The organism is Rubrobacter calidifluminis (genome assembly GCF_028617075.1).
Lineage (GTDB): Bacteria > Actinomycetota > Rubrobacteria > Rubrobacterales > Rubrobacteraceae > Rubrobacter_E > Rubrobacter_E calidifluminis.
Genome location: NZ_JAQKGV010000003.1, coordinates 163,219 through 184,542, shown reverse-complemented (window position 1 = coordinate 184,542; position 21,324 = coordinate 163,219). Strand labels below are relative to the sequence as shown.

Below are 21,324 nucleotides of genomic sequence, written 5' to 3'. Positions count from 1 at the left end.
GATGCGAGCCTGCCCTGCTGGGTGAAGAGTATATCTTCCGGGTGCCGGCCCCCGCATCCGGGTTACACTGGAGCCGGTAACGTCGGGGAGAGAGGAGGGGCGCCATCTTGGATGCGTACGAGCGGGTCGGCTTCGAGGACGTCGGACGGCTCCCGGACCCTCGGGACAACGCTGCGATCGCCGTGCGCACCCTGAAGGCCGGGATGCGGGTGATGTGCGGCGAAGATGAGATCGTGATCCGGCACACCGTCCTCGAGGGGCACCGCTTCGCCGTGCGCGCCATCCGGAGGGGGGAGCCGCTCCTCTCCTGGGGGCTCCCGTTCGGGGAGGCGGTGCGCGGGATACCGCCCGGAGGGTACCTGTGCAACGAGAAGATCCTGCGGGTTCTGAAGGAGCGGCGCGTGGGCTTCGGGCTCCCGCGGGAGGCCAACTTCACCGACGCGCCGCTTCTGCCCTACCGGCTCGACGAGGAGCGCTTCCGCCCGGCGGAGCAGGTGCCCCTGCACCGGGATCGCGCCACGTTCTACGGGTACCGGCGTGGCGGCGGACGCGGGGTCGGGACCCGCAACTACGTCGTGGTCCTCGGGATAACCTCGCGCACCGGCTCCTTCGCGAAGGCTCTGGAGCGCAGGATGGGCGATGTGGCGGAGGGGCATCCCGGCCTGGACGGCGTCGTCGCCGTCGCGCACACCGAGGGCGGCGAGGACCGCACGCCCAACAACCTCGACCTCCTGCTCCGGACGCTCGCGGGGTTCATGGTCCACCCCAACGTCGGGGCCGTGCTCGCGGTGGACGAGCCGGGGTCGCCCGTGACCGGCGAGATGGTGCGCCGCTACGCCTGGCAGGAAGGCTACCCGCTCGGCGACGTCCCGCACCGCTTCATGACGCTCGATTGTCCCTTCGAGACCGGGCTGCGGCGGGCGGAGAAGATCGCCGCGGGCTGGCTCGGGGAGGTGGGACGCGCCCGGCGCACCGAGGAGCTGCTTTCGGGGCTCAGGGTCGCGCTGCAGTGCGGGGGCTCCGACGCCTTCTCCGGCGTCTCGGCCAACCCGCTCGCCGGATGGGTGGCGAAGGAGGTGCTCCGGAACGGCGGGAGCGCGAACCTGGCTGAGACCGACGAGCTGATCGGGGCGGAGGAGTACGTCCTCTCGCGGGTGCGCGACCTCGATGTCGCCCGCCGCTTCCTCTCGATGGTGGAGAGGTTCGAAGAGCGCGCCGCCTGGCACGGGCACACCGCCGAGGGCAACCCCTCCGGCGGGAACAACCTCCGCGGGCTCTACAACATCTCCATAAAGTCCATCGGGGCGGCGCGCAAGAAGGACCCGGAGGTCAGGCTCGACGAGGTCGTCGAGTACGGCGAGAGGATGGACGCACCGGGCTTCTACTTCATGGACAGCCCCGGCAACGACCTGGAGAGCGTCGCCGGTCAGGTCGCCTCGGGGGCGAACATGATCTTCTTCACCACCGGCAACGGATCGATCACCAACTTCCCGTTCGTACCCACCATCAAGTTCGTCACCACCACGGGCCGCTACCGGCTGCTCGAGGACGAGATGGACGTGAACGCCGGGGCCTACCTGGACGGCACCCCGATGGAAGAGCTCGGCCGCAGGACCTTCGATCTCACCCTGCGCGTCGCATCCGGAGAGAGGACCGCCGGGGAGAGGGCCGGGCACTCCCAGGTCTCGATCTGGCGCGAGTGGAGGCAGACCGGCCCGGGGAACCTCGACCGTCTTTTGGATTCGCCCACCCCGGACGGCGAGCCGCTCGCGGTGGTGGGCTCCCGGCCCTCCGGGGGATGGACCTACGAGGCCGTGCGGGGCGGGCGCGGGCCCGCCGCGGACAGGGTCGGGCTCATCATGCCGACCAGCCTGTGCTCGGGGCAGATCGCGCTGCGCATCGCGCAGAAGCTCGACGAAAGCGGCCTCGGCGAGGGGAAGCTCTCCCGGTTCGTCGCGCTGCCGCACACCGAGGGGTGCGGCGTCTCGGGCGGCTCCTCCGAGGAGATCTACGCCCGCACCGTCCTCGGCTACCTCGCCCATCCGCTCGTCGGAGCCGCTTTGCTCCTGGAGCACGGCTGCGAGAAGACCCACAACGATTACTTCCGGGCACTCCTCTCCTCCCGCGGGCTCGACCCGGAGGCGTTCGGCTGGGCGAGCATCCAGCTCGACGGCGGGATAGAGCGTGTGACGCGCCGCGTGGAGGAGTGGTTCGAGGCGGCGCTCGCGGGGATGGGGGAGATGGAGGGCTTCGAGGTCGGGCTAGAGAACCTCCGTCTGGGGCTGCATGCCGCAGGGCACCTCTCCGAGGGAGCGGCGCTCGCGCTGGCCGGTGTGACGCTCGCCGTGGTCGGGGCGGGAGGGACCGTGGTGGTGCCGGGGCGCGGAGCCCTGCTCGAGAGCCGGGCCTACCGCAGAGCGGTTCTCGGGGATGTGAGGCCCCGCATCACCCTCGCCTACGGACAGGTCGCGGAGAATCCGGGGCTGCACGTGATGGAGACACCGACCACGCACTGGGTCGAGACCGCGACCGGGATGGGTGCGACGGGGGTTGAGGTGATGCTCGCGCACGTGGCGGGCCGCCCGCTTCAGGCGCACCGGATGGTCCCGCTGGTTCAGGTCTCCTCCGACCCGGGGACGGTAGAGCGGTACGTGGAGGATCTCGACGCGGTGCTCGCGGGGGAGGCGGGGAGGTGGACCGAATCGCTGATGGAGGCGATCATGCTGGTCGCCTCCCGCCGCTACCTGCCGAAGCTCTTCGGGAGGGGGAATGTCGCCTTCCAGCTCACGCGGGGTCTCCTCGGCGTCTCTCTGTAGGGTCAGCCGGGCTGCCGGGCCATCTTGCGCGCGTAGAGCCTGCGGTCGGCGGCGGCGTAACACTCCTCCCAGCTCGTTCCGTCCTCGCCCCAGACTGCGATCCCGGCGCTGGCCGTCACCCCGCCGGCGGCGAGATGTTCCTCCAGCCGACGCGCCGCGTGGTGCGGGCTGCACGGTGCGGCCGCGCTCTGCAGGATCACGAACTCGTCCCCACCCCACCGGCAGGCGATCCCGCTGCCGCCGAGGTGCTCGCGCAGCAGGCGAGCCGTCTTCCGCAACAGGCGGTCTCCCTCCGGGTGGCCGAGCTCGTCGTTGGTCTCCTTGAGGTTGTCCAGGTCGACGACCCCGATGAACAGGGCAGGGTGCCCGCCGGAGGTGGCTCCGGCGATCCGTTCCAGAAAACCCCGCCGGTTCCACAGCCCGGTCAGGAAGTCCCGCTCGCTCGCCTCCTCCGCGGCCCGGCGGGCGGAGATGAGTTCCAGAACCAGCGAGGTCTGCACCGCGCACAGGGATACCAGATCCCTGTCGTCGTCCTGTGCGCGCCGGGCGCGGCGCAGCACCATCGCGCCCACGCGCTCCCCGCGGAAGGTGAGCGCCCAGGAACCTCCCTGCTCCACGCCCCAGCGCTTCCAGTCGGAGCGTACCTCCGGCGGGACCTCGGAGAGGTCCATCCAGCGCTCGCTCAGACCGGAGAGTGCCCCCGGGGTTTCATCCTGCCGGACCACCCGGCGTGCGATCTCCTCGCGCCTCCCCGAGAGCACCCCCCACGGCTCGTACACCTGCAGAGGGCCCGCCGGTTCGCCCAGGATCGATCCCCGGCGGTAGACGAAGTAGCCGGTATCCACGCCGAAGACCTCCCGGAGCATGCTAGAGGCGGCCCGGAAGAGCTCTCCCTCGTCGGCTGCCTGCGACCAGGTGCGGGAGCGTCGGATCAGCGCGCCCGCCGGGTCCCGCTCCGGCATCGGATGCCCCCGCGCTACTTCATCCCTATGCGTTCGAAGCCTGTGTAGGGGACGAGCTTCTCCGGGAGCACCACCGAGCCGTCCGGCTGCTGGTGGTTCTCGAGCAGCGCGATCAGGGCGCGGCTGACCGCTATCGCGGTGCCGTTCAGGGTGTGCAGGAGCCTGGGGGACCCCCCCTCTGGGCGGTAGCGGATCCGCAGCCGGCGTGCCTGGTAGTCGGTGGTGTTCGAGGTGCTGGTGACCTCGCCGTAGTCGCCCCGGCCCGGCATCCAGGCCTCGACGTCGTACTTCCGGTAGGCGGCCCCGCCGAGATCCCCGGTGCAGATGTCCACCACCCGGTAGGGGATCTCGAGGTTGCGGAAGATCTCCTCCTCCGTTGCGAGCATCTCGCGGTGCATCTCCTCCGAGCCCTCGGGCGTGGTGAACGCGAACATCTCGACCTTGGTGAACTGGTGCACCCGATAGAGGCCCCGGCTCGCCCGGCCGTGGGAGCCGGCCTCGGTGCGGAAGCAGTGCGAGAGCCCGGCGAAGCGCAGCGGGAGATCCTCCTCCTCGACGATCTCGTCCTGAAGCTGGGCGGCGAGGGTTATCTCGGCGGTCGCGATGAGCGAGAGGTCGGTGTCCTCGACCGAGTAGATCTGGGTCTCCGGCCCGCGCGGGATAAACCCGGTCCCGACGAGCGCCTCGTCGCGGGCCAGATCCGGGGTTATGGCGGGCTCGAAGCCGCGCGCCACGAGCACATCCAGCGCGTAGCGCACGAGCGCGAGCTCGAGCAGGACCGCCTCGCCGCGCAGGAAGTAGAACTTGCTGCCGGTCGTCTTCGCCCCGGAATCGAAGTCGATGATCCCCAAAGACTCCCCGATCTCGACGTGGTCCTTCGGCTCGAAGTCGAACTCCTTCGGTTCGCCCCAGCGGCTGATCTCGACGTTCTCGGTGTCGTCCTTCCCGATGGGGGCGTCGGGGTGGGTCATGTTCGGGATCTTGAGCTGCTCCTCGCGCAGCCTCTCCTCGACCTCCGCCAGCTCCTGCTCCCTCCTCGGGATCTCGTCCTTCAGGGCGCGCGACTCCTCTATGAGCCTCTCCCGGGCTGCGGGGTCTCTCTCCCTGCCGATGCGCTTGGCGAGCTGGTTCTGGTTCTGTCTCAACTCGTTCAGATCGGTTATGAGCTTCGAGCGCCGCCCGGCGAGCTCGACGACGAGGTTCACGTCTGCCTCGACGCCCCGGTTCCTGCAGTTCTCCTTCACCGCCGCTGCGTTCTCGCGGATGTATCTGAGATCCAACATCGAAAGCTCCCTCCGAGCGGATTGCAGCCACTTCTACCGTGACCCTATCCTAGCCGCGGGCCGGTGGCGCCGCCAGGGCCGCCCTCCCTCTCCGGCGCCCGTCCGAAGTAGACGGGGCGCCTCTCGGCGGCGTAGCGCATCACCGCCCGGCCCGCCTCTTCGCGGGAGGGCGTGGCCAGTATGAGGGTCCCCGAACGGCTCCCCGGGCCGTCGAGCACCACCGCGAGCCACATCCCCGGGTATCTCCTCGCGAAATCGTCCACGGTTCCGTGCTCGCCTTCCATCGTGGATACATTGTAGCGGCGGGGTAAGCCCGGCTGCGGGATGCTAAGATTGACGGCTGGGTTTGGCGCTCTCTGGAGGTTTTATGCACAACGGTCGTCCGGCGGCGTACATAACGGGGATAGGCGTCGTGAGCCCACTCGGCGTGGGGCGCGAGGACTTCTGGAAGGCCCTGCTCGCGGGGGAGAGCGGGGTCGGTCCGATCACGCTCTTCGACGCCTCGGATTTCGCCGTGAGGATCGCCGCCGAGTGCCGCTCATTCGACCCGAGGGACTTCATGGACCGCAAGGCGGTGCAGAGGACCGACCGCTTCACCCACTTCGGACTCGCGGCCTCGAAGCTCGCGCTGGACGACGCCGGGGCCTGGGGGGAGCTCGAGAGCAACCCCGAGCGGGTCGGGCTGGTCCTCGGCAGCGGCATCGGCGGGGTGGCGAGCATGGAGGAGACCCAGCGCACGATGGACACCAAGGGTCCCACCCGGGTCAACCCGTTCGCGGTCACCAAGATCATGCCGAACGCCGCGGCGGCGCACGTCGCGATCCAGTATGGCGTGCAGGGACCCTCCGCCTCCCCTGCGCTCGCCTGCGCCTGCGGCACCGATGCCCTGGGCTTCGGGTTCGACCTGATCCGACGCGGGGACGCGGACATGGTGCTCTGCGGCGGCACCGAGGCCGTGATAACGCCGGTCTTCCTGGCGGGGTTCATCTCGATGCGGGCGATGAGCGACCTCAACGACGACCCCGAGGGGGCCTGCCGGCCCTACGACCGCGACCACCGGGGGTTCGTGCTCGGGGAGGGCGCGGCGGTCTTCGTCCTGGAGAGCGAGGAATCCGCCGCGTGCCGCGGCGCCGACCCCTACGCCAAGATAACGGGGGTCGGGCGCACCACGGACGCCTACAGCACCGTCGACCCGGACAGGGAGGGGCGCGGGATCCTGCGGGCGATGCAGCTCGCGCTGGAACGGGCCGGGGTCGAGGGCGGGCGCGTCGGGTACATCAACCCCCACGGTGCGGGCACCCCGGCCGGCGACGGCCCCGAGTCGCGCGCGATGTACCAGATCAACCCGAACGCCATGGTCTCGGCGACGAAGTCGACGCTGGGGCACGCGATGGGGGCGACCGGCGCGATAGAGGCCTCGGTGTGCGCGCTCGCGCTCAAGGAGAGGACGGTCCCGCCGATGCGCAACCTCGAAGAGCTCGCCCCCGACTGCGCGAAGCTCGACTACGTCGTGGACGAGCCGCGAGAGGCCCCCGACCTCGAGGTCGCCCTCTGCGCCAACCTCGGCGTCGGCGGACACAACGCGGCGGTCGTGCTGGAGAGGGTGTAGGTGGCGGGCGGCTACGAACATCTGCCGGAAGACCTGCCCGTCCCCGAAGACGACGGCGCCTGCGACCACCTCCCCGGCGCTCGGATGCCGTCCCTCGCCCTTCCGGCCACCTCCGGGGAGAGGGTCGATCTCTCCTCGCTCCCGGGAACGACCGTCGTCTACTGCTACCCGATGACCGGACGCCCCGGCGTGCCGCTGCCCGAGGGGTGGGACAGTATCCCGGGCGCCCGCGGCTGTACCCCGGAGTCCTGCGGTTTCCGCGACCACCACGATGAGATCCTGGCCCTCGGGGCCCGCGTCTTCGGCCTGAGCACCCAGGACACCGACTACCAGCGGGAGGCGAAGGAGAGGCTCACCCTGCCGTACGAGCTTTTGAGCGACGAGGGGCTGGGCTTCTGCCGCGCGCTCGGGCTCCCGACCTTCGAGGTGGAGGGGATGGTCCTCGTAAAGCGCCTCACCCTCGTGGTGCGCGACGGCGCGGTCGGGCACGTCTTCTACCCGGTCTTCCCGCCGGACGCCCACGCGCAGGAGGTCGTGCGCTGGCTCTCGAGAGATGCGGTAAAACAGTGACCGTAGGCCGGACGGAAGGAGGGTGCCAGGTGCCGGACCACGACTTCTCCCCCGAGGAGCTCGAGCGCAGGCTGCAGCAGCTCGAAGGGATCGTCCGTCCCCACGGGAGCGCGCTCGTCGCGTTCTCCGGCGGGGTGGACTCCTCGCTCGCGCTCGCGGTCGCCGCGCGGGCCCTCCCGAAGGAGCGGGTGCTCGCGGTCACCTCGGACAACGAGACCTACCTGCCCTCGGAGCTCGAGGAGGCCAGGCGGTTCGTAGCCTCGCTCGGGGTCGAGCACGTGATCATAGACACCCGCGAGCTCGACGACCCCAACTACGCGAGCAACCCGACCAACCGCTGCTACTTCTGCAAGAGCACGCTCTACACCGACCTGAAGAAGATCGCCGAGGAACGCGGCTACAGCTGCATCGTGGACGGCGCGAACGCCGACGACGAGGGCGACTGGCGGCCCGGAAGGAAGGCCGCACGCGAGCTCGGGGTCCTCTCCCCGCTCTCCGCGGCCGGGATGGGCAAGGAGGAGGTGAGGGCGCTCGCGCGTCACCTCGGGCTCCCCACCTGGGACAAGCCCGCGCTCGCCTGCCTCTCGAGCCGCTTCCCGTACGGGCAGGAGATAACCCCCGAGAAGCTCGCCCAGGTGGCCCGGGCGGAGGAGTTCCTGCGCCGGGAGGGCTTCCGGCAGGTGAGGGTGCGCCACCACGGCGAGATCGCCCGCCTCGAGGTCGGCGAGGAGGAGATGGAGCGGGCCTTCGCGATGCGCGAGGAGATCTCCGCGGAGCTCAAGGAGGCCGGCTTCCTCTACGTCGCGCTCGACCTCTCCGGGTACCGCTCCGGCAGCCTCAACGAAGGGCTGAAGAGAAAGAAGAGGAGCCTGCCCGTTCTCTCCTAGCCGTCCTCCCTGCGCTGGTTGCGCAGGAAGTCCTCGAGCTCCCGGGCGAGATCGTCTCCCGAGGGTATGTTCGGCTCCCCGGGCCCCTGCGCGTCGTAGCGCTCCTCGAGCATCCTGACGTAGGAGGTGAGGTCCGGGTCGCGCGCGACGGCGGCGGAGACCTGCTCCTGGTACTCCTCGGCGGATTTGCGCAGGCCGCCGACCTCCACCTCGACCCCGAGCAGCTCGGAGAAGCTCTCCAGGAGGGCGAGCGCCGCCGGGGCGGAGGGGACCGCGGGCAGGTAGTGCGGCACGGAGGCCCAGAAGCTCACCGAGGGCAGCCCGGCGTCGGCGCACATCCGGTGCAGTACGCCGGTTATCCCCGTGGGGCCCTCGTATTGTGAGGGGCTGAGGCCGAGCCCTTCTATCAGCGCGGGATCCTGGGAGTTGGCGTTCACCGCGATCGGGCGCGAGTGCGGAACGTCGGCGAGCAGCGCGCCGAGGGTGACGACCATCTCGACGCCGAGCTCTCGCGCGAGCTCCACCACCGTACGCGAGAATGTCCGCCAGCGCAGGTTCGGCTCGGGACCGGAAAGGAATACCGCCCCGCGCCCGCCGGCGGCCTCGACGCTGCGGGACGTGGCCCACAGGACGTTCTCCGGCCACTCTATCTCGCGCGTTATGCCGTCGATGAGCTTTATCTGCGGCCGGGTGGCCTGGAAGTCGAAGAACTCCTCGCTCTCGAAGCGGCCGATGCGCTCCGCCCCCCACGAACTGCCGAGCGTGGCGACCGCGACGCTCGCCGCCTCGGCCGCGTCGTTCCATCCGGTGAAGGCGCACACGAGTACGGGGCGTTCCAGATCCGGTCTCCGGTCCAGCTTGAGATATCTCTCGTCCATGGGGCTAGCTTACCACGCCGGCCTCACACGAAGCTCCTCCGGAGCCCGAGCGCTTCTTCGAGCCGCCTCATGTACTCGGCCTCCGGGATCTCGGTGGCACCCATGCGGGCGAGGTGGTCGTTCTGGATCTGGCAGTCGAGCAGCACGTACCCGCGCTCCTCGAGACGCTCCACCAGATGCACCAGGCAGACCTTCGAGGCGTCCGGCATCCGGCTGAACATCGACTCACCCATGAACGCCCCCCCGAGCGCGACCCCGTAGAGCCCCCCGACGAGCTCGCCCTCCCGGTAGGCCTCGACGCTGTGCGCCAGACCCCGCTCGTAGAGCCCCAGGAAGCCCTCGATGATCTCCTCGCCGATCCAGGTCTCGGGCCGGTCGGCGCAGCCCCGGATCACCGCCTCGAAATCCTCGTCCACCCGTACCTCGTACACCCCTTTGCGCAGCACGCGCGCGAGCGACTTCGAGACGTGCAGATCCCCGAACTCCAGCACCGCCCGCGGGTCGCAGCGGTAGAAGCGCACCTTCCCGGACTCGTCCGCCATCGGGAAGGCCCCCTGCCGGTAGGCCAGCTCCAGCAGCTCCGGACTCAGACGCAATCCGCCTCCGATCTCTCGCGCCCGTTATCCCCATGAAAATTCTAAATCCTCCCCGGCCAGAGACTCTTGCGCCAGGACCAGGCTTCTGCAAATAATTTGCACACAATGGCCGGGAACATAGACGAGACGCTGCGCGAGCGGGGTTTGAGGGTCACGCCGCAGCGGGTCAGGATCTGGGAGGTTCTGGCCGGCTCCGGCCGGCACCTCACGGCTGAGGAGGTATGGAGGGAGGTGTCCGGGACGTTGCCGGGGCTCGAGCTCTCTACGGTCTACCGCTCGCTCGATGCGCTGTGTGATGCCGGGCTCGTGGTGGAGAGCCGTCCGCCGGAGGGCCCCCGTCTCTTCGAGGCCCGGGGGGAGAGGCACCCGCATCTGGTGTGCAGGGAGTGCAGGGGGGTCTTCCACCCGGAGAGGGAGGCCGAGAGGCGGCTGGTGGAGGTCCTCGGCGGGGTCTCGGGAGGATTCGAGGTTGAGGAGGTGCACCTGGTCGCGGTCGGGGTGTGCTCACGATGCTCGGGGGAGGAAGCCGGGTGAGGAGCGTCTCCTGGGGCAGGGATGTGCGGCTGCGGCTCGGAGGGGTGTTCGGGGTGGCCGGGCTTTTGCACCTCGTGGGGTGGGGGCTTTTGTTTCTCGTCGTCGCTCCGCAGCACCCGAAGATGCTCGGGCTCGGCGTGCTCGCGTACACGCTCGGCCTCAGGCACGCCTTCGACGCCGACCACATCGCCGCCATAGACAACACCACCAGGAAGTTCCTGCAGGAAGGCAGGAAGCAGGTCGGGGTGGGGTTCTTCTTCTCTTTAGGGCACTCTACCGTGGTCGCGGCCATGGCGCTCGGGCTCGCGCTCGCTACGCGTCAGGCGCAGAGGGACCTGCCGGCTCTCAGGGCCGTCGGCGGGGTGATAGGGACCGTGGTCTCGGGTGGGTTTCTGTACATGATCGGGGTTTTGAACCTCGTCGTGCTCGTCGGGATCTGGAAAGTCTTCCGCGGGATGCGGCGGGGGACGTACGACCGGGAAGAACTGGAGGGCCTGCTCGCCGGGAGGGGGCTCGCCGGCCGCTTCTTCGGCAGGCTCTTCGATTCCATCCGGAGCAGCTACCAGATGTACCCCATCGGGCTGCTCTTCGGGCTCGGGTTCGACACCGCCTCCGAGATAGCTCTGCTCGCGCTCTCGGCCGGGGTCGCGACGCAGGGGATGTCCGTTTGGGTGGTGCTCACGCTGCCGGTTCTGTTCGCCTCCGGGATGTGTCTGATGGACACAGCCGACGGGGCCTTCATGGCCCAGGCCTACGGGTGGGCCTTCACCAACCCGGTGCGCAAGGTCTACTACAACCTCACCGTCACCGGGCTCTCGGTTGCGGTGGCGCTCCTCATCGGCACCGTGGAGCTCTTCCAGGTCGCGACTTCACGGGTGGAGCTCGGTGGGTTCCTGGGGGAGGTACAGCGGCTGGACTTCGGCTATCTGGGGTATGCGGTCGTCGTGGTCTTCCTCGGCGCCTGGGCGGTCTCCTACCTGGTCTGGAGGCTGGGCCGGATAGAGGAGCGCTGGGGAACCTCCACCCGGCGTTTGGGGGAGTAGCTCACGCCCGGGTTGGCTTCCCGTCCGGGCGTTTATCTGGGCGTTGCGAAGTCCACGCAGTAGACCGGCTGCCTGACGCCCTTGTAGACGCCGTACTGCACCCCAACACCAACCTGGGTGAACTTAGGGTTCAGGATGTTGCCTCGATCCCGCTTCGAGCGCATCCAGGCGTGGAACATGTCATCGGGGTCGAAGTGTTTTACGCCTATGTTCTCGCCGTAGATCTTCCAGTCGTAACCGAACTCGTGCAGGCGCCTGCCGACGTTGCCGTGCCAGAGGCGGTCGTAGCGCGTCATCTTCGTCGCGTGCTGGTAGGCTGCCTTGACCAGCTTGTTGTTCAGGCACAGAGGTTTGAGCCCGTGGGATTCCCTGACCTGGTTTTGTGCGTAGTAGATGGTCTTCTCCCTGGCGGTCAGGTAGATCCTGAGTTTGCCGCAACCCTTGATGTACGCCCCCGGACGCTGCGGAGAGGCCTGCGCACCCGCCGCGGGCGCTACCACCGGTGTCGAGAAGACCAGCACGAGCACCGCCAGCAGTACGTACGTCGCCAACCTGCTTCTCATGTTCCCTCCCTGATCGCGGGACCTTTGGAGGGATTTTCGTCAGGATCTCTGGCGGGCTTTAGCGGGTTCCGACGGCCTCCTGGGTCAGAGATCGTAGATCTCTCCGTATTTCTTTTTCAGGTAGGAGACGTAGGGGCCGCTCTCCATCGGGCGACCGGTCGCGCGCTCGATGAGCTCCCGCGGCTCGTAGCGCCGGCCGTGGCGGTGTATGTTCTCCCTCAGCCAGCCGAGGAGCGTCTCGAAGCGGCCCTCGGAGATCTGCTCCCTTATCTCGGGGTGTGCACTCTCTGCCGCCTCGAAGATCTGAGCCGAGAGCACGTTGCCTAAAGTGTAGGTCGGGAAGTACCCGATGAGGCCCTTCGCCCAGTGGACGTCCTGCAGCACGCCGCGAGAGGTGCTCGACGGGACGAAGCCCAGGTAGCTCCTCGTCTTCTCGTTCCAGACCCCGGGCAGCCCAGAGACCTCCAGATCACCCTCGAGGAGAGCTGTCTCTATCTCGTAACGGATGAGGATGTGCAGGTTGTAGGTGAGCTCGTCGGCTTCGGTGCGGATCTCGGAGGGGTAGGCGACGTTCGCCGCCCGGTAGAGATCCTCGGCGCTCGCCCCCGCGGCCTGTGGGAAGATCTTCCCGAACAGCGGTTGGTAGTGGTTCCAGAACTCCCTGCTGCACCCCACGATGTTCTCCCACAGCCTAGACTGGCTCTCGTGCACCCCGAGGGAGGCGCCGCCCGCGAGCGGAGTGCGGGTGTAGGCGGGGTCGACGCCCTGCTCGTAGAGGGCGTGGCCCGTCTCGTGCAGCGTGGCGAAGAAGTGGTAGGAGAACCATGTGGGATCGAAGCGGGTCGTGATCCTCACGTCGGCTGGGCCGCCGAGCGAGGTGCAGAACGGGTGCGTCACCCGGTCCTGCCGGCCCCGGCTCCAGTCGTAGCCGAAGTCCGTTATGACGCGGGTGCTGAACTCCTCCTGCTTCTCCTCGTCGAAGTTGCCGCGGAAGGGCTCCTCGCCGGTTGCCTCGCGCGGCAGCTTCTTCACGATCGGGACGAGCTCCTCTCTGAGCCGGGCGAAGAGCTCGTCCAGCTGTGACTTGCGCATCCCGGGCTCGTAGGCGTCGAGCAGGGCGTCGTAGGGGTGCTCCTCGTAGCCCAGGTGTTCCGCCGCCTCCCGCTGCAGCGCGACCATCCGCTCCAGGTGCGGGGCGAAAAGCTCCCAGTCCGAGTTTGCCCGGGCCTTCTCCCAGGCCCCCTGCGCGAGCGAGCGGGTGCGCGAGAGCTCCCCGACCAGCCGCGAGGGGAGCCTCGCCGCCCGTTCGTACTCCCGCCGGGCCACCCGCAGAAAGGCCCCCGCCACCGAGGTGGGATCCGGGTTGCCGGTCTCCTCCAGCAGAGCCCCGGTCTCCTCCGAGACGAGCATATCGTGCGAGATGCGGCTCAGGGTAGAGAGCTGCTCCGCCCGCGCCGCGAGCCCGCCTTCCGGCATGTGCGTCTGCTGGTCCCAGGAGAGGACGGCCGAGGCGGCGTCCAGGTCGGCTATCGTGGCGAATCGCTGTTTTAGGGAATCGGATATCTCGTTCATGGGGAGAATGCTACCTCACCCGTCCGGCAGATTCGGGGCACGCCGGTGGCTGTATCGGTTAAGATAGCCTCGTTCATGGAGCGCAGGGCACGCAGCAGGTTCGCCACCACGCCGGGCACCCGCGACGTCCTGCCCCCGGAATCCACGCGTCTCGTGGAGCTCGAGGGTCGGGTGCGCGGGCGCTTCGCGGCGTGGGGTTTCAGAGAGGTCATCACCCCGGCGCTCGAGTACTCGGAGGTGATAGAAGAACCGCGGCTTCGCGACGCCTCCTTCAAGCTCTTCGACGCGGACAACCAGATGCTCCTCCTGCGCCCGGAGATGACCTCCCCGATAGCCCGGCTCGTCGCGCAAAGGCTGCGCAACAGCCCGCCGCCGCACAGGCTCTCCTACGTGCTGCCCGTCTACCGCAGGACTGGGGTGGGGCGGGGTCAGAGCGCGGAGTTCCATCAGGCCGGGGTCGAGGTCGTCGGGTCGGCGAGCGCGGCGGAGGACGCCGGGGCGATAGCCCTGCTCGCCGACGTGCTCTCTTCGGTGGGGCTGCGTCCCGGGGAGGATTTCGCCATCGTGGTCGGCCAGAGCGGCTTCTACGCCGGGTGGCTGCGCCACGTCGCCCCGGAGGCCGCACCCGGAATACTCTCGGCGCTCGCCGACAAGGACCTGGCGCGGGTGGACGCCCTCGCAGCCTCCCTGCCGGACGAAGCCGCGGCCGGGGCCCATGAGATCCCGCGACTCGTCGGGCCGGTCTCCGGAGAGGTTTTGGAGAGGGCGCGGAGGTATGCCCTGGGGGAGGCCGGGGGGGCGCTGGAGAACCTGCGCGAGATCCTCGTACACCTCGACGTCCACGGGTGCCTGGATTCGGTGATCCTCGACCTCGGGCTCATCGGGCGCTTCGGATATTACACGGGAGTGGTCTACGAAGCCTACTCTCCGCGCCTGGGCTTCAGCGTCGCGAGCGGCGGACGCTACGACGAGCTGCTCTCCCGCTTCGGGGCGCCGATGCCGGCGACGGGGTTCGCGATCTCACTCGAGCGGCTTCTCGCGGTATTGCCGGAGAGGGATCCCGATCCCCTCGTCGTCCTGGTGGGCTCCTCGCCCGGGGCGACGGCCGCCGCACGCACCCTGCGCGCCCTCGGCGTGGCCGTGCTGCAGCTCGCCGCCGAGGAGCCGCCGCAGAAGGCCGCCCGCTACGCTCGCGCGGTCGAGGCCTCCTGGCTCGCATATCCCGCCGGGGAGAGGGTGAAGCTCGCCCCGGTCTCGGAACGGGGTGTTGGCGGGTTCGAGGAGCTCTCGCCCGAGGAGGCGGCGGGGAGGGTCTCGGCGTGAGCGGGCCTCTGCGGGTCGCCGTGCCGAAGGGTGCGATCTTCGAGGATGCCCTACGGGTGCTCGAGGGGGCCGGGGTTCCGGCCGGGATCCTGCGCGAGAACGGGCGCCGGCTCGTGCACGAGAGGGAGGGTTTCCGTTTCATCGTGAGCCGTCCCTCCGACGTCCCCGTCTTCGTCGAGTACGGGGCGGCGGACGTCGGGATCGTCGGCAAGGACGTCCTCGACGAGCAGGAGCCCAACGTCATCGAGCTCGCCGACCTCAGGGTCGGGGCCTGCCGGATGGTACTCGCGGTACCGGAGAAGACCGCCGGGCGGGTGCAGGAGAGGATCTCGCACGCCGAGGTGATAAGGGTCGCGACCAAGTTCCCCAGGACCGCCCGCCGCTACTTCGAGGGGATGGGCCGGCAGGCCGAGATCATCGCGCTGCACGGCTCGATAGAGCTCGCCCCGCTCGTCGGGCTCGCCGAGGGTATCGTCGACCTCACCGCCACCGGGACCACCCTGCGCGAGAACAACCTAGTCGTGCTGGACGAGATCTCCCGCTCCACCGCACGCCTGATCGCGAACCACGGCTCCTACCGGCTGCGCAACGCGGAGGTCGCGGCGCTGACGGAGCGGATGGAGAGGAGCATCCTTGGCTGAGACGCTGGACGCCCGCACGCTCGATATGGAGGAGCTGCTCGCGCGGCTGCGCCGGCCCGGGGGCTTCCTCGCCGGGAAGGTGCGCGAGGCGGCCCGCAGGATCGTGGAGGACGTGCGAGATCGCGGGGATGCGGTGGTCCTGGAGTACGCCGAGAGGTTCGACGGGCTGCGCCCGGATCCGCTGAGGGTGCCCGAAGAGGAAGTGGAGGGTGCCGGTCTACCGCCGGAGATCGAGGAGTCTTTCCGGGTCGCGATCGAGAACGTGCGCGCCTTCCACGAACGGGAGCTCGACCGGGGCTGGGAGCTGCGGCGGGAGGGGGCGGTTGTGGGCCAGCGCGTCCGCCCGCTGCGGCGGGCGGGCCTCTACGTCCCCGGCGGCCACGGGGCCTACCCGAGCACGCTGGTGATGAGCGCCGTCCCGGCGCAGGTTGCCGGGGTGCGGGAGGTCTGCGTGTGCGCCCCACCGGGCCCCGACGGACGGGTAAGCCCGCTCGTCCTCGCGGTCGCCCGGATGCTCGGGCTGCGCGAGATATACCGCGTCGGAGGCGCGCAGGCGATAGCCGCGATGGCCTTCGGCACCGAGAGCATCCCGAAGGTGGACAAGATCGTCGGACCCGGCAACGACTACGTGACCGCCGCCAAGCTGGAGGTCTTCGGGGTGGTGGGGATCGATGCCCCGCAGGGGCCGAGCGAGCTCGTCGTCCTCGCGGACTCCTCCGCCCGCCCGGAGCACGTCGCCCGCGACCTGATGGCCCAGGCTGAACACCTCTCCGGGGCTTCCTCGATCCTGCTCACTCCGGAAAGTGGTCTCATCAAGGAGGTCTCGCCCCTACTCTTTGGCGAGCCGGCGGAGCACGTGACGCTCGTGCTGGTGCGCGACTTGGATCAGGCCGTCGAGCTCACCAACCTCTACGCCCCGGAGCACGCGCACGTGATCTGCGCGGATGCCGGGGGGGTCGCCCGCGGCCTCGACGCGGTCGGACTATTGGCCGTGGGCGACGCGAGCCCGGTCGCCCTCTCGGACTACGCCGCCGGTCCTTCCCACGCCCTGCCGACCGGAGGGGCCGCCGTCTGGGCCTCGCCGCTCGGGACCCACGAATTCACCGCCCGTACCAGCTACATGCGTTACGAAAGCCGCGGGCTCGCCGCGCTCGGGCCGCATGTAGAGCGGCTCGCCCGGCTCGAAGGCTTCGAGAACCACGCGGGAAGCGTCCGGGTGAGGCTGGATTGAGCCCCGTCGAGGTGAGGGAGATGCTCTCCGACGAAGAGGTCGCGGCGACCTTCGGCGTGATGCGCCAGCTACGGCCGCACCTCGGTTCGGCGGAGGACTATCTGCGGCGGGTGCGCAGGATGCGAAAGGAGGGCTACCGGCTCGCCGCCGTCCTGGAGGACGGGGAGGTCAGGAGCGTCGCGGGTTTCAGGGTGCAGGAATCCCTGATCTCCGGCCGGCACCTCTACGTGGACGACCTCGTCACCGCCGATGATGCCCGCTCGCGGGGCTACGGCCGGATGCTCTTCCTCTGGCTCGCTGAGGAGGCGCGCAGGGAGGGCTGCCGGGAGCTGCACCTCGACTCGGGCGTGCAGCGGGGAAGGGCGCACCGCTTCTACTTCCGGGAGGGGATGGAGATCCGCCACTACCACTTCGCGATGGAACTCTAGCCTTCGGCCCCGCGCACCTCGTACAATCGCTCCTCCAGCGCCTCAGCCGGGACGCCCAGCCTCGCCAGCAGCCTGACGGCCGTCCCGTCGTTGCCGAGAATCCCCAGAAGAACGTGCTCGGTGCCGATGTAGTTGTCTCCCAGCCTCCTGGCTTCTTTGAGCGCCTGCCCGAGGATCCTCTTCGCCCGGGGAGAGAAAGGTATGCGGCGGCCCTCCGGGATGCGCATCTCGAAGGCGTCACCCGCCTGCTGGCGGATGTCTTCGAAGGAGATCCCGACCGAAGAGAGCGCGTCGGAGAGCATCGCCTCGGACTCCTCCCGCGCGGCTTCGAGCGTCACCCCCAGCGAAGAGAGCGCCTCCGCGGCGACTCCCTCGTTGGCGTGCAGTATACCGAGCAGGAGGTCCTCGTCTCCGATGGAGTCGTGCCCCAGCATCTTGGCCTCCTCCACGGCAGCCTCGACGCACACCCGGGCTTCTTTGGCAAAACGGTTGAAGATCACTCGCCATTCTCCTTCCTCCCCGGCGGCTCTCCGGGGTACTTCTCCTTTATCCTTCTCGCGTGCTTCTTGTGCACCGCCTGCCTGCTCACACCCAGGACCTCGGCTACCTGCGCCCACGACCACCCCGCAAGTATTGCGTTCTCCACCTGCGCCGCCTCCAGAGCCTCCAGCGTCCGCCTCAACGCCACGACCGCCTCGAGCCCCTCCCGCGGGTCCTGCGGCCCACCGACCTGCGCCCTCTTTCTCCCGTCCATGTGTCAACTGTAGTTGACGCACGGGTGTTTGTCAACCCCGGTTGACGATTGTTTTTCGGACTGGTCGGCTAAAATGCCTCTTTGCGCAGGCCAGAGAGCAGAAGGAGCGTGATGGGGCGCAGCGGGAGCGTGGAGCGGAAGACGGGCGAGACGTTCGTCCGGGTGAGGCTGGAGCTCGACGGGGAGGGACGGGCGGAGATCTCCACGGGCGTGGGGTTCTTCGACCATCTGCTGCATCTGCTGGCGCACCACTCCGGGATGGCTCTTGAGGTGGAGGCAGAGGGCGACACGTGGGTGGACGACCACCACACCGTCGAGGACACCGGGCTCGTGCTGGGGCGGGCTCTCGATGAAGCTCTCGGTGACCGGTCGGGACTGGTGCGCTTCGCCGACGCCTCTGCGCCGCTCATCGAGGCGCTCTCCACGGCGGTGGTGGACCTCGGCGGCCGGAGCCACCTCACCTGCAACCTGGGGGGGATGCCCGAGAAGATCGGGACGTTCGATACAGAGCTCTTCCCGGAATTCTTGCGGGCGTTCACCCAGTACGGGCGGTTCACGCTGCACCTCAACTGTCACTACGGGGAGAACGCCCACCACAAGGTCGAGTCGGGGGTGAAGGCCCTCGCGCTCGCCCTGAAGGCCGCGGCCGCCCGCCGTACCTCGGGCAGCGCCTCGACGAAGGGGGTGATCGATTGAGGAGCGTGGTCTTCGACCTCGGGGGTGTCCTCGTCGACTGGGACCCGCGCTACCTCTACCGCAAGCTCTTCTCCGACGAGGAGGAGATGGAGCGTTTCCTCTCTGAGGTGTGCTCGCCGCGGTGGAACCGGCAGCTCGACCTGGGGCGCCCGTTCGAGGAGGCCGTCGCGGAGCTGCGCGCGAGACATCCGCGCTACGCCCGGGAGATAGAGGCGTACCGCAGCCGGTGGGGCGAGATGCTCGGCGGGCCCATCGCCGGGAGCGTAGAGCTCCTCGGGAGGCTGCGCGGGCGGGGCGTGCCGCTCTACGCGCTGACCAACTGGTCCTCGGAGACGTTCGCGATCGCCAGAGAAAGGTACGGATTTCTCGGGTGGTTCGAGGAGATCGTGGTCTCTGGCGAGGAGAAGGTCGCCAAGCCGGACGCCGAGATCTATTGGCGGCTCGTCGAGCGGTGCCGCCTGGATCCTCGGAGCACGCTCTTCGTGGACGACGTGGAGGAGAACGTCGCGGCCGCGCGTTCCCTGGGCTTTTACGGGGTCGTCTTCCGGGGCCCAGAGGCCCTGGCCGGGGAGCTCGCCCGCCTCGGACTGCTGGAGAGCGGGGTAAGGGCCGGTGGCTGAGAAGCTGCGGGTCGCGGTCGCCGACTACGAAGCGGGGAACACCCTCTCGGTGAGGAGGGCGCTGGAGAAGGTGGGCGCTCGGGTGGAGCTCACCCCGGACCCGGAGCGGTTCCTCGCCGCCGACGCGGTGGTCCTGCCGGGCGTGGGGGCGTTCGGGGACTGCGTCAGGAAGCTGCGTGAACGGGGGCTGGATGGAGCGTGCCGGGAGGCGTACCGTTCCGGGAAGCCCTTCCTCGGGGTGTGCGTCGGGCTTCAGGTCCTCTTCGAGACCTCCGAGGAGTCGCCGGGGGTGGAGGGGCTCGGGATCCTGCCCGGACGGGTGGTCCGGTTCCACGGCGAGGAGCTCAGGGTGCCGCACATGGGCTGGAACACCCTCTCGGTGGTCCGGGAGCATCCCGTGCTCGAGGGCCTCGATGGCGAGCATTTCTACTTCGTCCACTCCTACTATCCGGTGCCGGATAGGGGGGAGGATCTGCTCGGGGAGAGCGAATACGGTGGTCCCTTCTGCGCCGCCGTGGCGCGGGGCAGCCTGGTAGCGGTGCAGTTCCACCCGGAGAAGTCCAGCCGGGCCGGGCTCGCTCTCTACGAGAACTTCCTGCGCTGGGCCCGAGGGTTAAACGAAGGTAAAAGGTAGGTTAACCCTGCGTAAGATCCCCCTTCCGGCCCATCACGGGCGGGTACGGCTGGTTTATCCTTGCGGCTGCTTGGGCGGGTCGGATCGAAAGGAATGAGGACTTTTGAGCATCTGGGAAGCGTTCGTTCTGGCGCTGCTGCAGGGGGCGACGGAGATACTGCCGGTCTCGAGCCTGGGGCACGGGGTGATACTTCCCTCGCTGCTCGGCTGGGACGTGAACCAGGACAGCCCCACCTTCCTGCCGTTTTTCGTCGTGTTGCATCTCGGAACCGCCGCCGCGCTCTTCGCGTTCTTCCGGCGGGAGTGGTGGGCGATCATTCGGGGGTTCTTCCTCTCTCTATCAGAGCGCAGTCTCAGGGGCAACGAGGACGGGCGGCTCGCGTGGCTCGTGATCGTGGGGACCATACCCGCCGGTCTCGTCGGGCTTCTCTTCGAGAAGGGCCTCTCGGCCAACTTCGGCCGTCCGATGCTCGCGGCGATAGTTCTCGTCTTCAACGGGATCTTCCTCCTCGCCGGGGAGAGGATCAGGCGCAAGCGGATCAAGGAGGGAGCCGCCCAGCTTTCGTTCTGGCAGGCCGTGGCGGTCGGAACCTCGCAGGTCCTGGCGCTCATCCCCGGCATCTCGCGCTCGGGCGTGACGGTGGTCGGAGGGATGGCCTCCGGGCTCAAGGCGGAGGTCGCGGCGCGTTTCTCCTTCCTGCTCGCCACCCCGATAATACTCTCCGCCGGGGTCCTGGAGGTGCCGAAGCTCGTCCGCTACGGCACCGCCCACACGCTCGAGGTGGCGCTCTTCGGCGGGGTGGTGGCGGGGATCGCGGCCTACCTCTCTACGGCGGCCCTCATGTACCTGTTCAAGAGACGGGAGATAGAGGCCCTCGGGCCGTTCGGGTACTACTGCATCGCGGCGGGGCTCGTCGCGGCGGTCGTGCTCGGGCTGCGGTAGAGTAGAGGCGTGGAAGGCGGCACGTTCACCGTATTCCCCGCGATAGACCTGCGCGGCGGCCGCTGCGTGCGGCTCGTGCGGGGCGACTTCGAGCGCGAGCGGACCTACGACGCCGACCCCACTTCACGCGCCCGCGAGTGGGAGAGGCGTGGCGCGCGGGCGATACACGTCGTGGATCTCGACGGGGCCCGGGGAGGTCGTCCGGCGCAGCTCGACATCATCCGAGAGATCGCCCGCGCGGTCGAAGTGCCGTTGCAGGTCGGCGGGGGTATCCGCACCCTCGAAGATGCGCGGAGCGTGCGGGAGGCCGGGGCGGAGAGGGTAGTGGTCGGGACGGCGGCGGTGGAGGACAGGGAGCTACGGCTGCGGCTGCTGGACGAGTTGGGGGACGCGCTCGTCGTCGCCGTGGATGGGCGCGGGGGCGTCGTCGCGACCCACGGCTGGCTCCAGGAGAGCGGGGTGGGGGTGAGAGAGCTCGCGGCGGAGCTCGCTGCGGAAGGGGTCGCCTCGGTGCTCTTCACCGACATCGAGCGCGACGGGATGGGCGCGGGGGCGGCGCTCGAGGAGACGGCGGAGGTGGCGGGGATCATACCGACCATAGCGAGCGGTGGGGTGCGCGGCAGGGAGGACGTGGAGGCGCTCGCGCGCACGCCGGGGGTGATCGGGGCTGTGGTCGGGACCGCGCTCTACGAGGGTAAGGTCACGCTGGAGGAGCTTCTGGAGGCCGCGGACCGGCCGTAG

The 21,324-nt window shown here is 69.1% G+C and carries 24 protein-coding genes; 15 read left to right on the top strand and 9 right to left on the bottom strand.

The window, feature by feature from the left end:
• The first annotated feature begins 107 nt into the window (after positions 1-107).
• Positions 108-2,816 carry a UxaA family hydrolase gene (locus PJB24_RS03920; RefSeq protein ID WP_273842911.1) on the top strand — a complete coding sequence of 903 codons (2,709 nt, stop codon included), beginning with the start codon at positions 108-110 and terminating at the stop codon, positions 2,814-2,816.
• Between the two features lie 2 nt (positions 2,817-2,818).
• Here PJB24_RS03920 and PJB24_RS03915 read toward each other — a convergent pair whose 3' ends face one another.
• From PJB24_RS03915 to PJB24_RS03905, 3 genes are read right to left on the bottom strand one after another with little or no spacing between them, the layout of a single operon-like run.
• Positions 2,819-3,778, bottom strand: coding sequence for a GGDEF domain-containing protein (locus tag PJB24_RS03915; RefSeq protein WP_273842909.1), 960 nt, complete (start codon positions 3,776-3,778; stop codon positions 2,819-2,821).
• Positions 3,779-3,792: 14 nt separating this feature from the next.
• A complete protein-coding gene (gene serS / locus PJB24_RS03910; RefSeq protein WP_273842907.1) occupies positions 3,793-5,061 on the bottom strand; it encodes a serine--tRNA ligase in 1,269 nt (422 codons plus the stop codon).
• A gap of 44 nt (positions 5,062-5,105) precedes the next feature.
• A complete protein-coding gene (locus tag PJB24_RS03905; RefSeq protein ID WP_273842905.1) occupies positions 5,106-5,345 on the bottom strand; it encodes a hypothetical protein in 240 nt (79 codons plus the stop codon).
• Between the two features lie 83 nt (positions 5,346-5,428).
• Between PJB24_RS03905 and PJB24_RS03900 the strand changes: the two genes are divergently transcribed.
• The 3 genes from PJB24_RS03900 to larE are packed head-to-tail and all read left to right on the top strand — an operon-like array spanning position 5,429 to position 8,127.
• On the top strand, positions 5,429-6,670 hold the full coding sequence (locus PJB24_RS03900) for a beta-ketoacyl-[acyl-carrier-protein] synthase family protein (RefSeq protein ID WP_273842903.1): 1,242 nt from the start codon (positions 5,429-5,431) through the stop codon (positions 6,668-6,670).
• Complete coding sequence (locus PJB24_RS03895; protein ID WP_273842900.1) at positions 6,671-7,240, top strand: peroxiredoxin; 570 nt, start codon at positions 6,671-6,673, stop codon at positions 7,238-7,240.
• 29 nt (positions 7,241-7,269) lie between these two features.
• Positions 7,270-8,127, top strand: coding sequence for an ATP-dependent sacrificial sulfur transferase LarE (larE, locus tag PJB24_RS03890; protein WP_273842898.1), 858 nt, complete (start codon positions 7,270-7,272; stop codon positions 8,125-8,127).
• On the opposite strand, the gene PJB24_RS03885 is transcribed toward larE, so the two are convergent.
• Both PJB24_RS03885 and aat read right to left on the bottom strand, forming a co-directional pair.
• The gene (locus tag PJB24_RS03885; protein ID WP_273842896.1) at positions 8,124-9,005 is read right to left on the bottom strand and encodes a PAC2 family protein; all 882 of its coding nucleotides are present in this window, start codon (positions 9,003-9,005) and stop codon (positions 8,124-8,126) included. The genes larE and PJB24_RS03885 overlap by 4 nt on opposite strands.
• A 23-nt stretch (positions 9,006-9,028) precedes the next feature.
• Complete coding sequence (gene aat, locus PJB24_RS03880; RefSeq protein WP_273842894.1) at positions 9,029-9,601, bottom strand: leucyl/phenylalanyl-tRNA--protein transferase; 573 nt, start codon at positions 9,599-9,601, stop codon at positions 9,029-9,031.
• A gap of 105 nt (positions 9,602-9,706) precedes the next feature.
• On the opposite strand from aat, the gene PJB24_RS03875 reads away from it, so the two are divergent.
• Together PJB24_RS03875 and PJB24_RS03870 are read left to right on the top strand one after the other, a co-directional pair.
• Positions 9,707-10,135, top strand: a complete 429-nt coding sequence (locus PJB24_RS03875; protein ID WP_273842892.1) for a Fur family transcriptional regulator — start codon at positions 9,707-9,709, stop codon at positions 10,133-10,135.
• Positions 10,132-11,178: a HoxN/HupN/NixA family nickel/cobalt transporter gene (locus PJB24_RS03870; protein ID WP_273842890.1), complete on the top strand. Its 1,047-nt coding sequence runs from the start codon at positions 10,132-10,134 to the stop codon at positions 11,176-11,178. The genes PJB24_RS03875 and PJB24_RS03870 overlap by 4 nt, the downstream gene beginning before the upstream one ends.
• A gap of 32 nt (positions 11,179-11,210) precedes the next feature.
• On the opposite strand, the gene PJB24_RS03865 is transcribed toward PJB24_RS03870, so the two are convergent.
• Positions 11,211-11,741 (bottom strand): CAP domain-containing protein, encoded by a 531-nt coding sequence (locus PJB24_RS03865; protein WP_273842889.1) that lies wholly within the window; start codon positions 11,739-11,741, stop codon positions 11,211-11,213.
• Between the two features lie 84 nt (positions 11,742-11,825).
• Positions 11,826-13,313, bottom strand: a complete 1,488-nt coding sequence (locus PJB24_RS03860; protein ID WP_273842887.1) for a carboxypeptidase M32 — start codon at positions 13,311-13,313, stop codon at positions 11,826-11,828.
• A 45-nt stretch (positions 13,314-13,358) separates the two neighbouring features.
• Here PJB24_RS03860 and hisZ point away from each other — a divergent pair, with 45 nt between their 5' ends.
• From hisZ to PJB24_RS03840, 4 genes are read left to right on the top strand one after another with little or no spacing between them, the layout of a single operon-like run.
• Complete coding sequence (hisZ, locus tag PJB24_RS03855) at positions 13,359-14,636, top strand: ATP phosphoribosyltransferase regulatory subunit (RefSeq protein WP_273842884.1); 1,278 nt, start codon at positions 13,359-13,361, stop codon at positions 14,634-14,636.
• Positions 14,633-15,277, top strand: a complete 645-nt coding sequence (gene hisG, locus PJB24_RS03850) for an ATP phosphoribosyltransferase (protein WP_273842882.1) — start codon at positions 14,633-14,635, stop codon at positions 15,275-15,277. The genes hisZ and hisG overlap by 4 nt, the downstream gene beginning before the upstream one ends.
• Positions 15,270-16,508 (top strand): histidinol dehydrogenase, encoded by a 1,239-nt coding sequence (gene hisD, locus PJB24_RS03845; RefSeq protein ID WP_273842880.1) that lies wholly within the window; start codon positions 15,270-15,272, stop codon positions 16,506-16,508. Before hisG ends, hisD begins: the two co-directional genes overlap by 8 nt.
• Entirely contained in the window at positions 16,505-16,936 is a 432-nt protein-coding gene (locus PJB24_RS03840) for a GNAT family N-acetyltransferase (RefSeq protein WP_273842879.1), read from the top strand. The genes hisD and PJB24_RS03840 overlap by 4 nt, the downstream gene beginning before the upstream one ends.
• Here PJB24_RS03840 and PJB24_RS03835 read toward each other — a convergent pair.
• Positions 16,933-17,436, bottom strand: a complete 504-nt coding sequence (locus PJB24_RS03835) for a Clp protease N-terminal domain-containing protein (protein WP_273842877.1) — start codon at positions 17,434-17,436, stop codon at positions 16,933-16,935. The genes PJB24_RS03840 and PJB24_RS03835 overlap by 4 nt on opposite strands.
• Positions 17,433-17,690: a hypothetical protein gene (locus tag PJB24_RS03830; protein WP_219974764.1), complete on the bottom strand. Its 258-nt coding sequence runs from the start codon at positions 17,688-17,690 to the stop codon at positions 17,433-17,435. Before PJB24_RS03830 ends, PJB24_RS03835 begins: the two co-directional genes overlap by 4 nt.
• A gap of 111 nt (positions 17,691-17,801) precedes the next feature.
• Here PJB24_RS03830 and hisB point away from each other — a divergent pair, with 111 nt between their 5' ends.
• The 5 genes from hisB (at position 17,802) to hisA (ending at position 21,324) form a co-directional block, all read left to right on the top strand.
• Complete coding sequence (gene hisB / locus PJB24_RS03825; protein WP_420541889.1) at positions 17,802-18,386, top strand: imidazoleglycerol-phosphate dehydratase HisB; 585 nt, start codon at positions 17,802-17,804, stop codon at positions 18,384-18,386.
• On the top strand, positions 18,383-19,006 hold the full coding sequence (locus PJB24_RS03820) for an HAD family hydrolase (protein WP_420541880.1): 624 nt from the start codon (positions 18,383-18,385) through the stop codon (positions 19,004-19,006). Before hisB ends, PJB24_RS03820 begins: the two co-directional genes overlap by 4 nt.
• Positions 18,999-19,640: an imidazole glycerol phosphate synthase subunit HisH gene (gene hisH, locus PJB24_RS03815; protein ID WP_273842869.1), complete on the top strand. Its 642-nt coding sequence runs from the start codon at positions 18,999-19,001 to the stop codon at positions 19,638-19,640. The genes PJB24_RS03820 and hisH overlap by 8 nt, the downstream gene beginning before the upstream one ends.
• A gap of 103 nt (positions 19,641-19,743) precedes the next feature.
• Positions 19,744-20,583 carry an undecaprenyl-diphosphate phosphatase gene (locus PJB24_RS03810; protein WP_273842866.1) on the top strand — a complete coding sequence of 280 codons (840 nt, stop codon included), beginning with the start codon at positions 19,744-19,746 and terminating at the stop codon, positions 20,581-20,583.
• 9 nt (positions 20,584-20,592) lie between these two features.
• Positions 20,593-21,324, top strand: coding sequence for a 1-(5-phosphoribosyl)-5-[(5-phosphoribosylamino)methylideneamino]imidazole-4-carboxamide isomerase (gene hisA / locus PJB24_RS03805; RefSeq protein WP_273842864.1), 732 nt, complete (start codon positions 20,593-20,595; stop codon positions 21,322-21,324).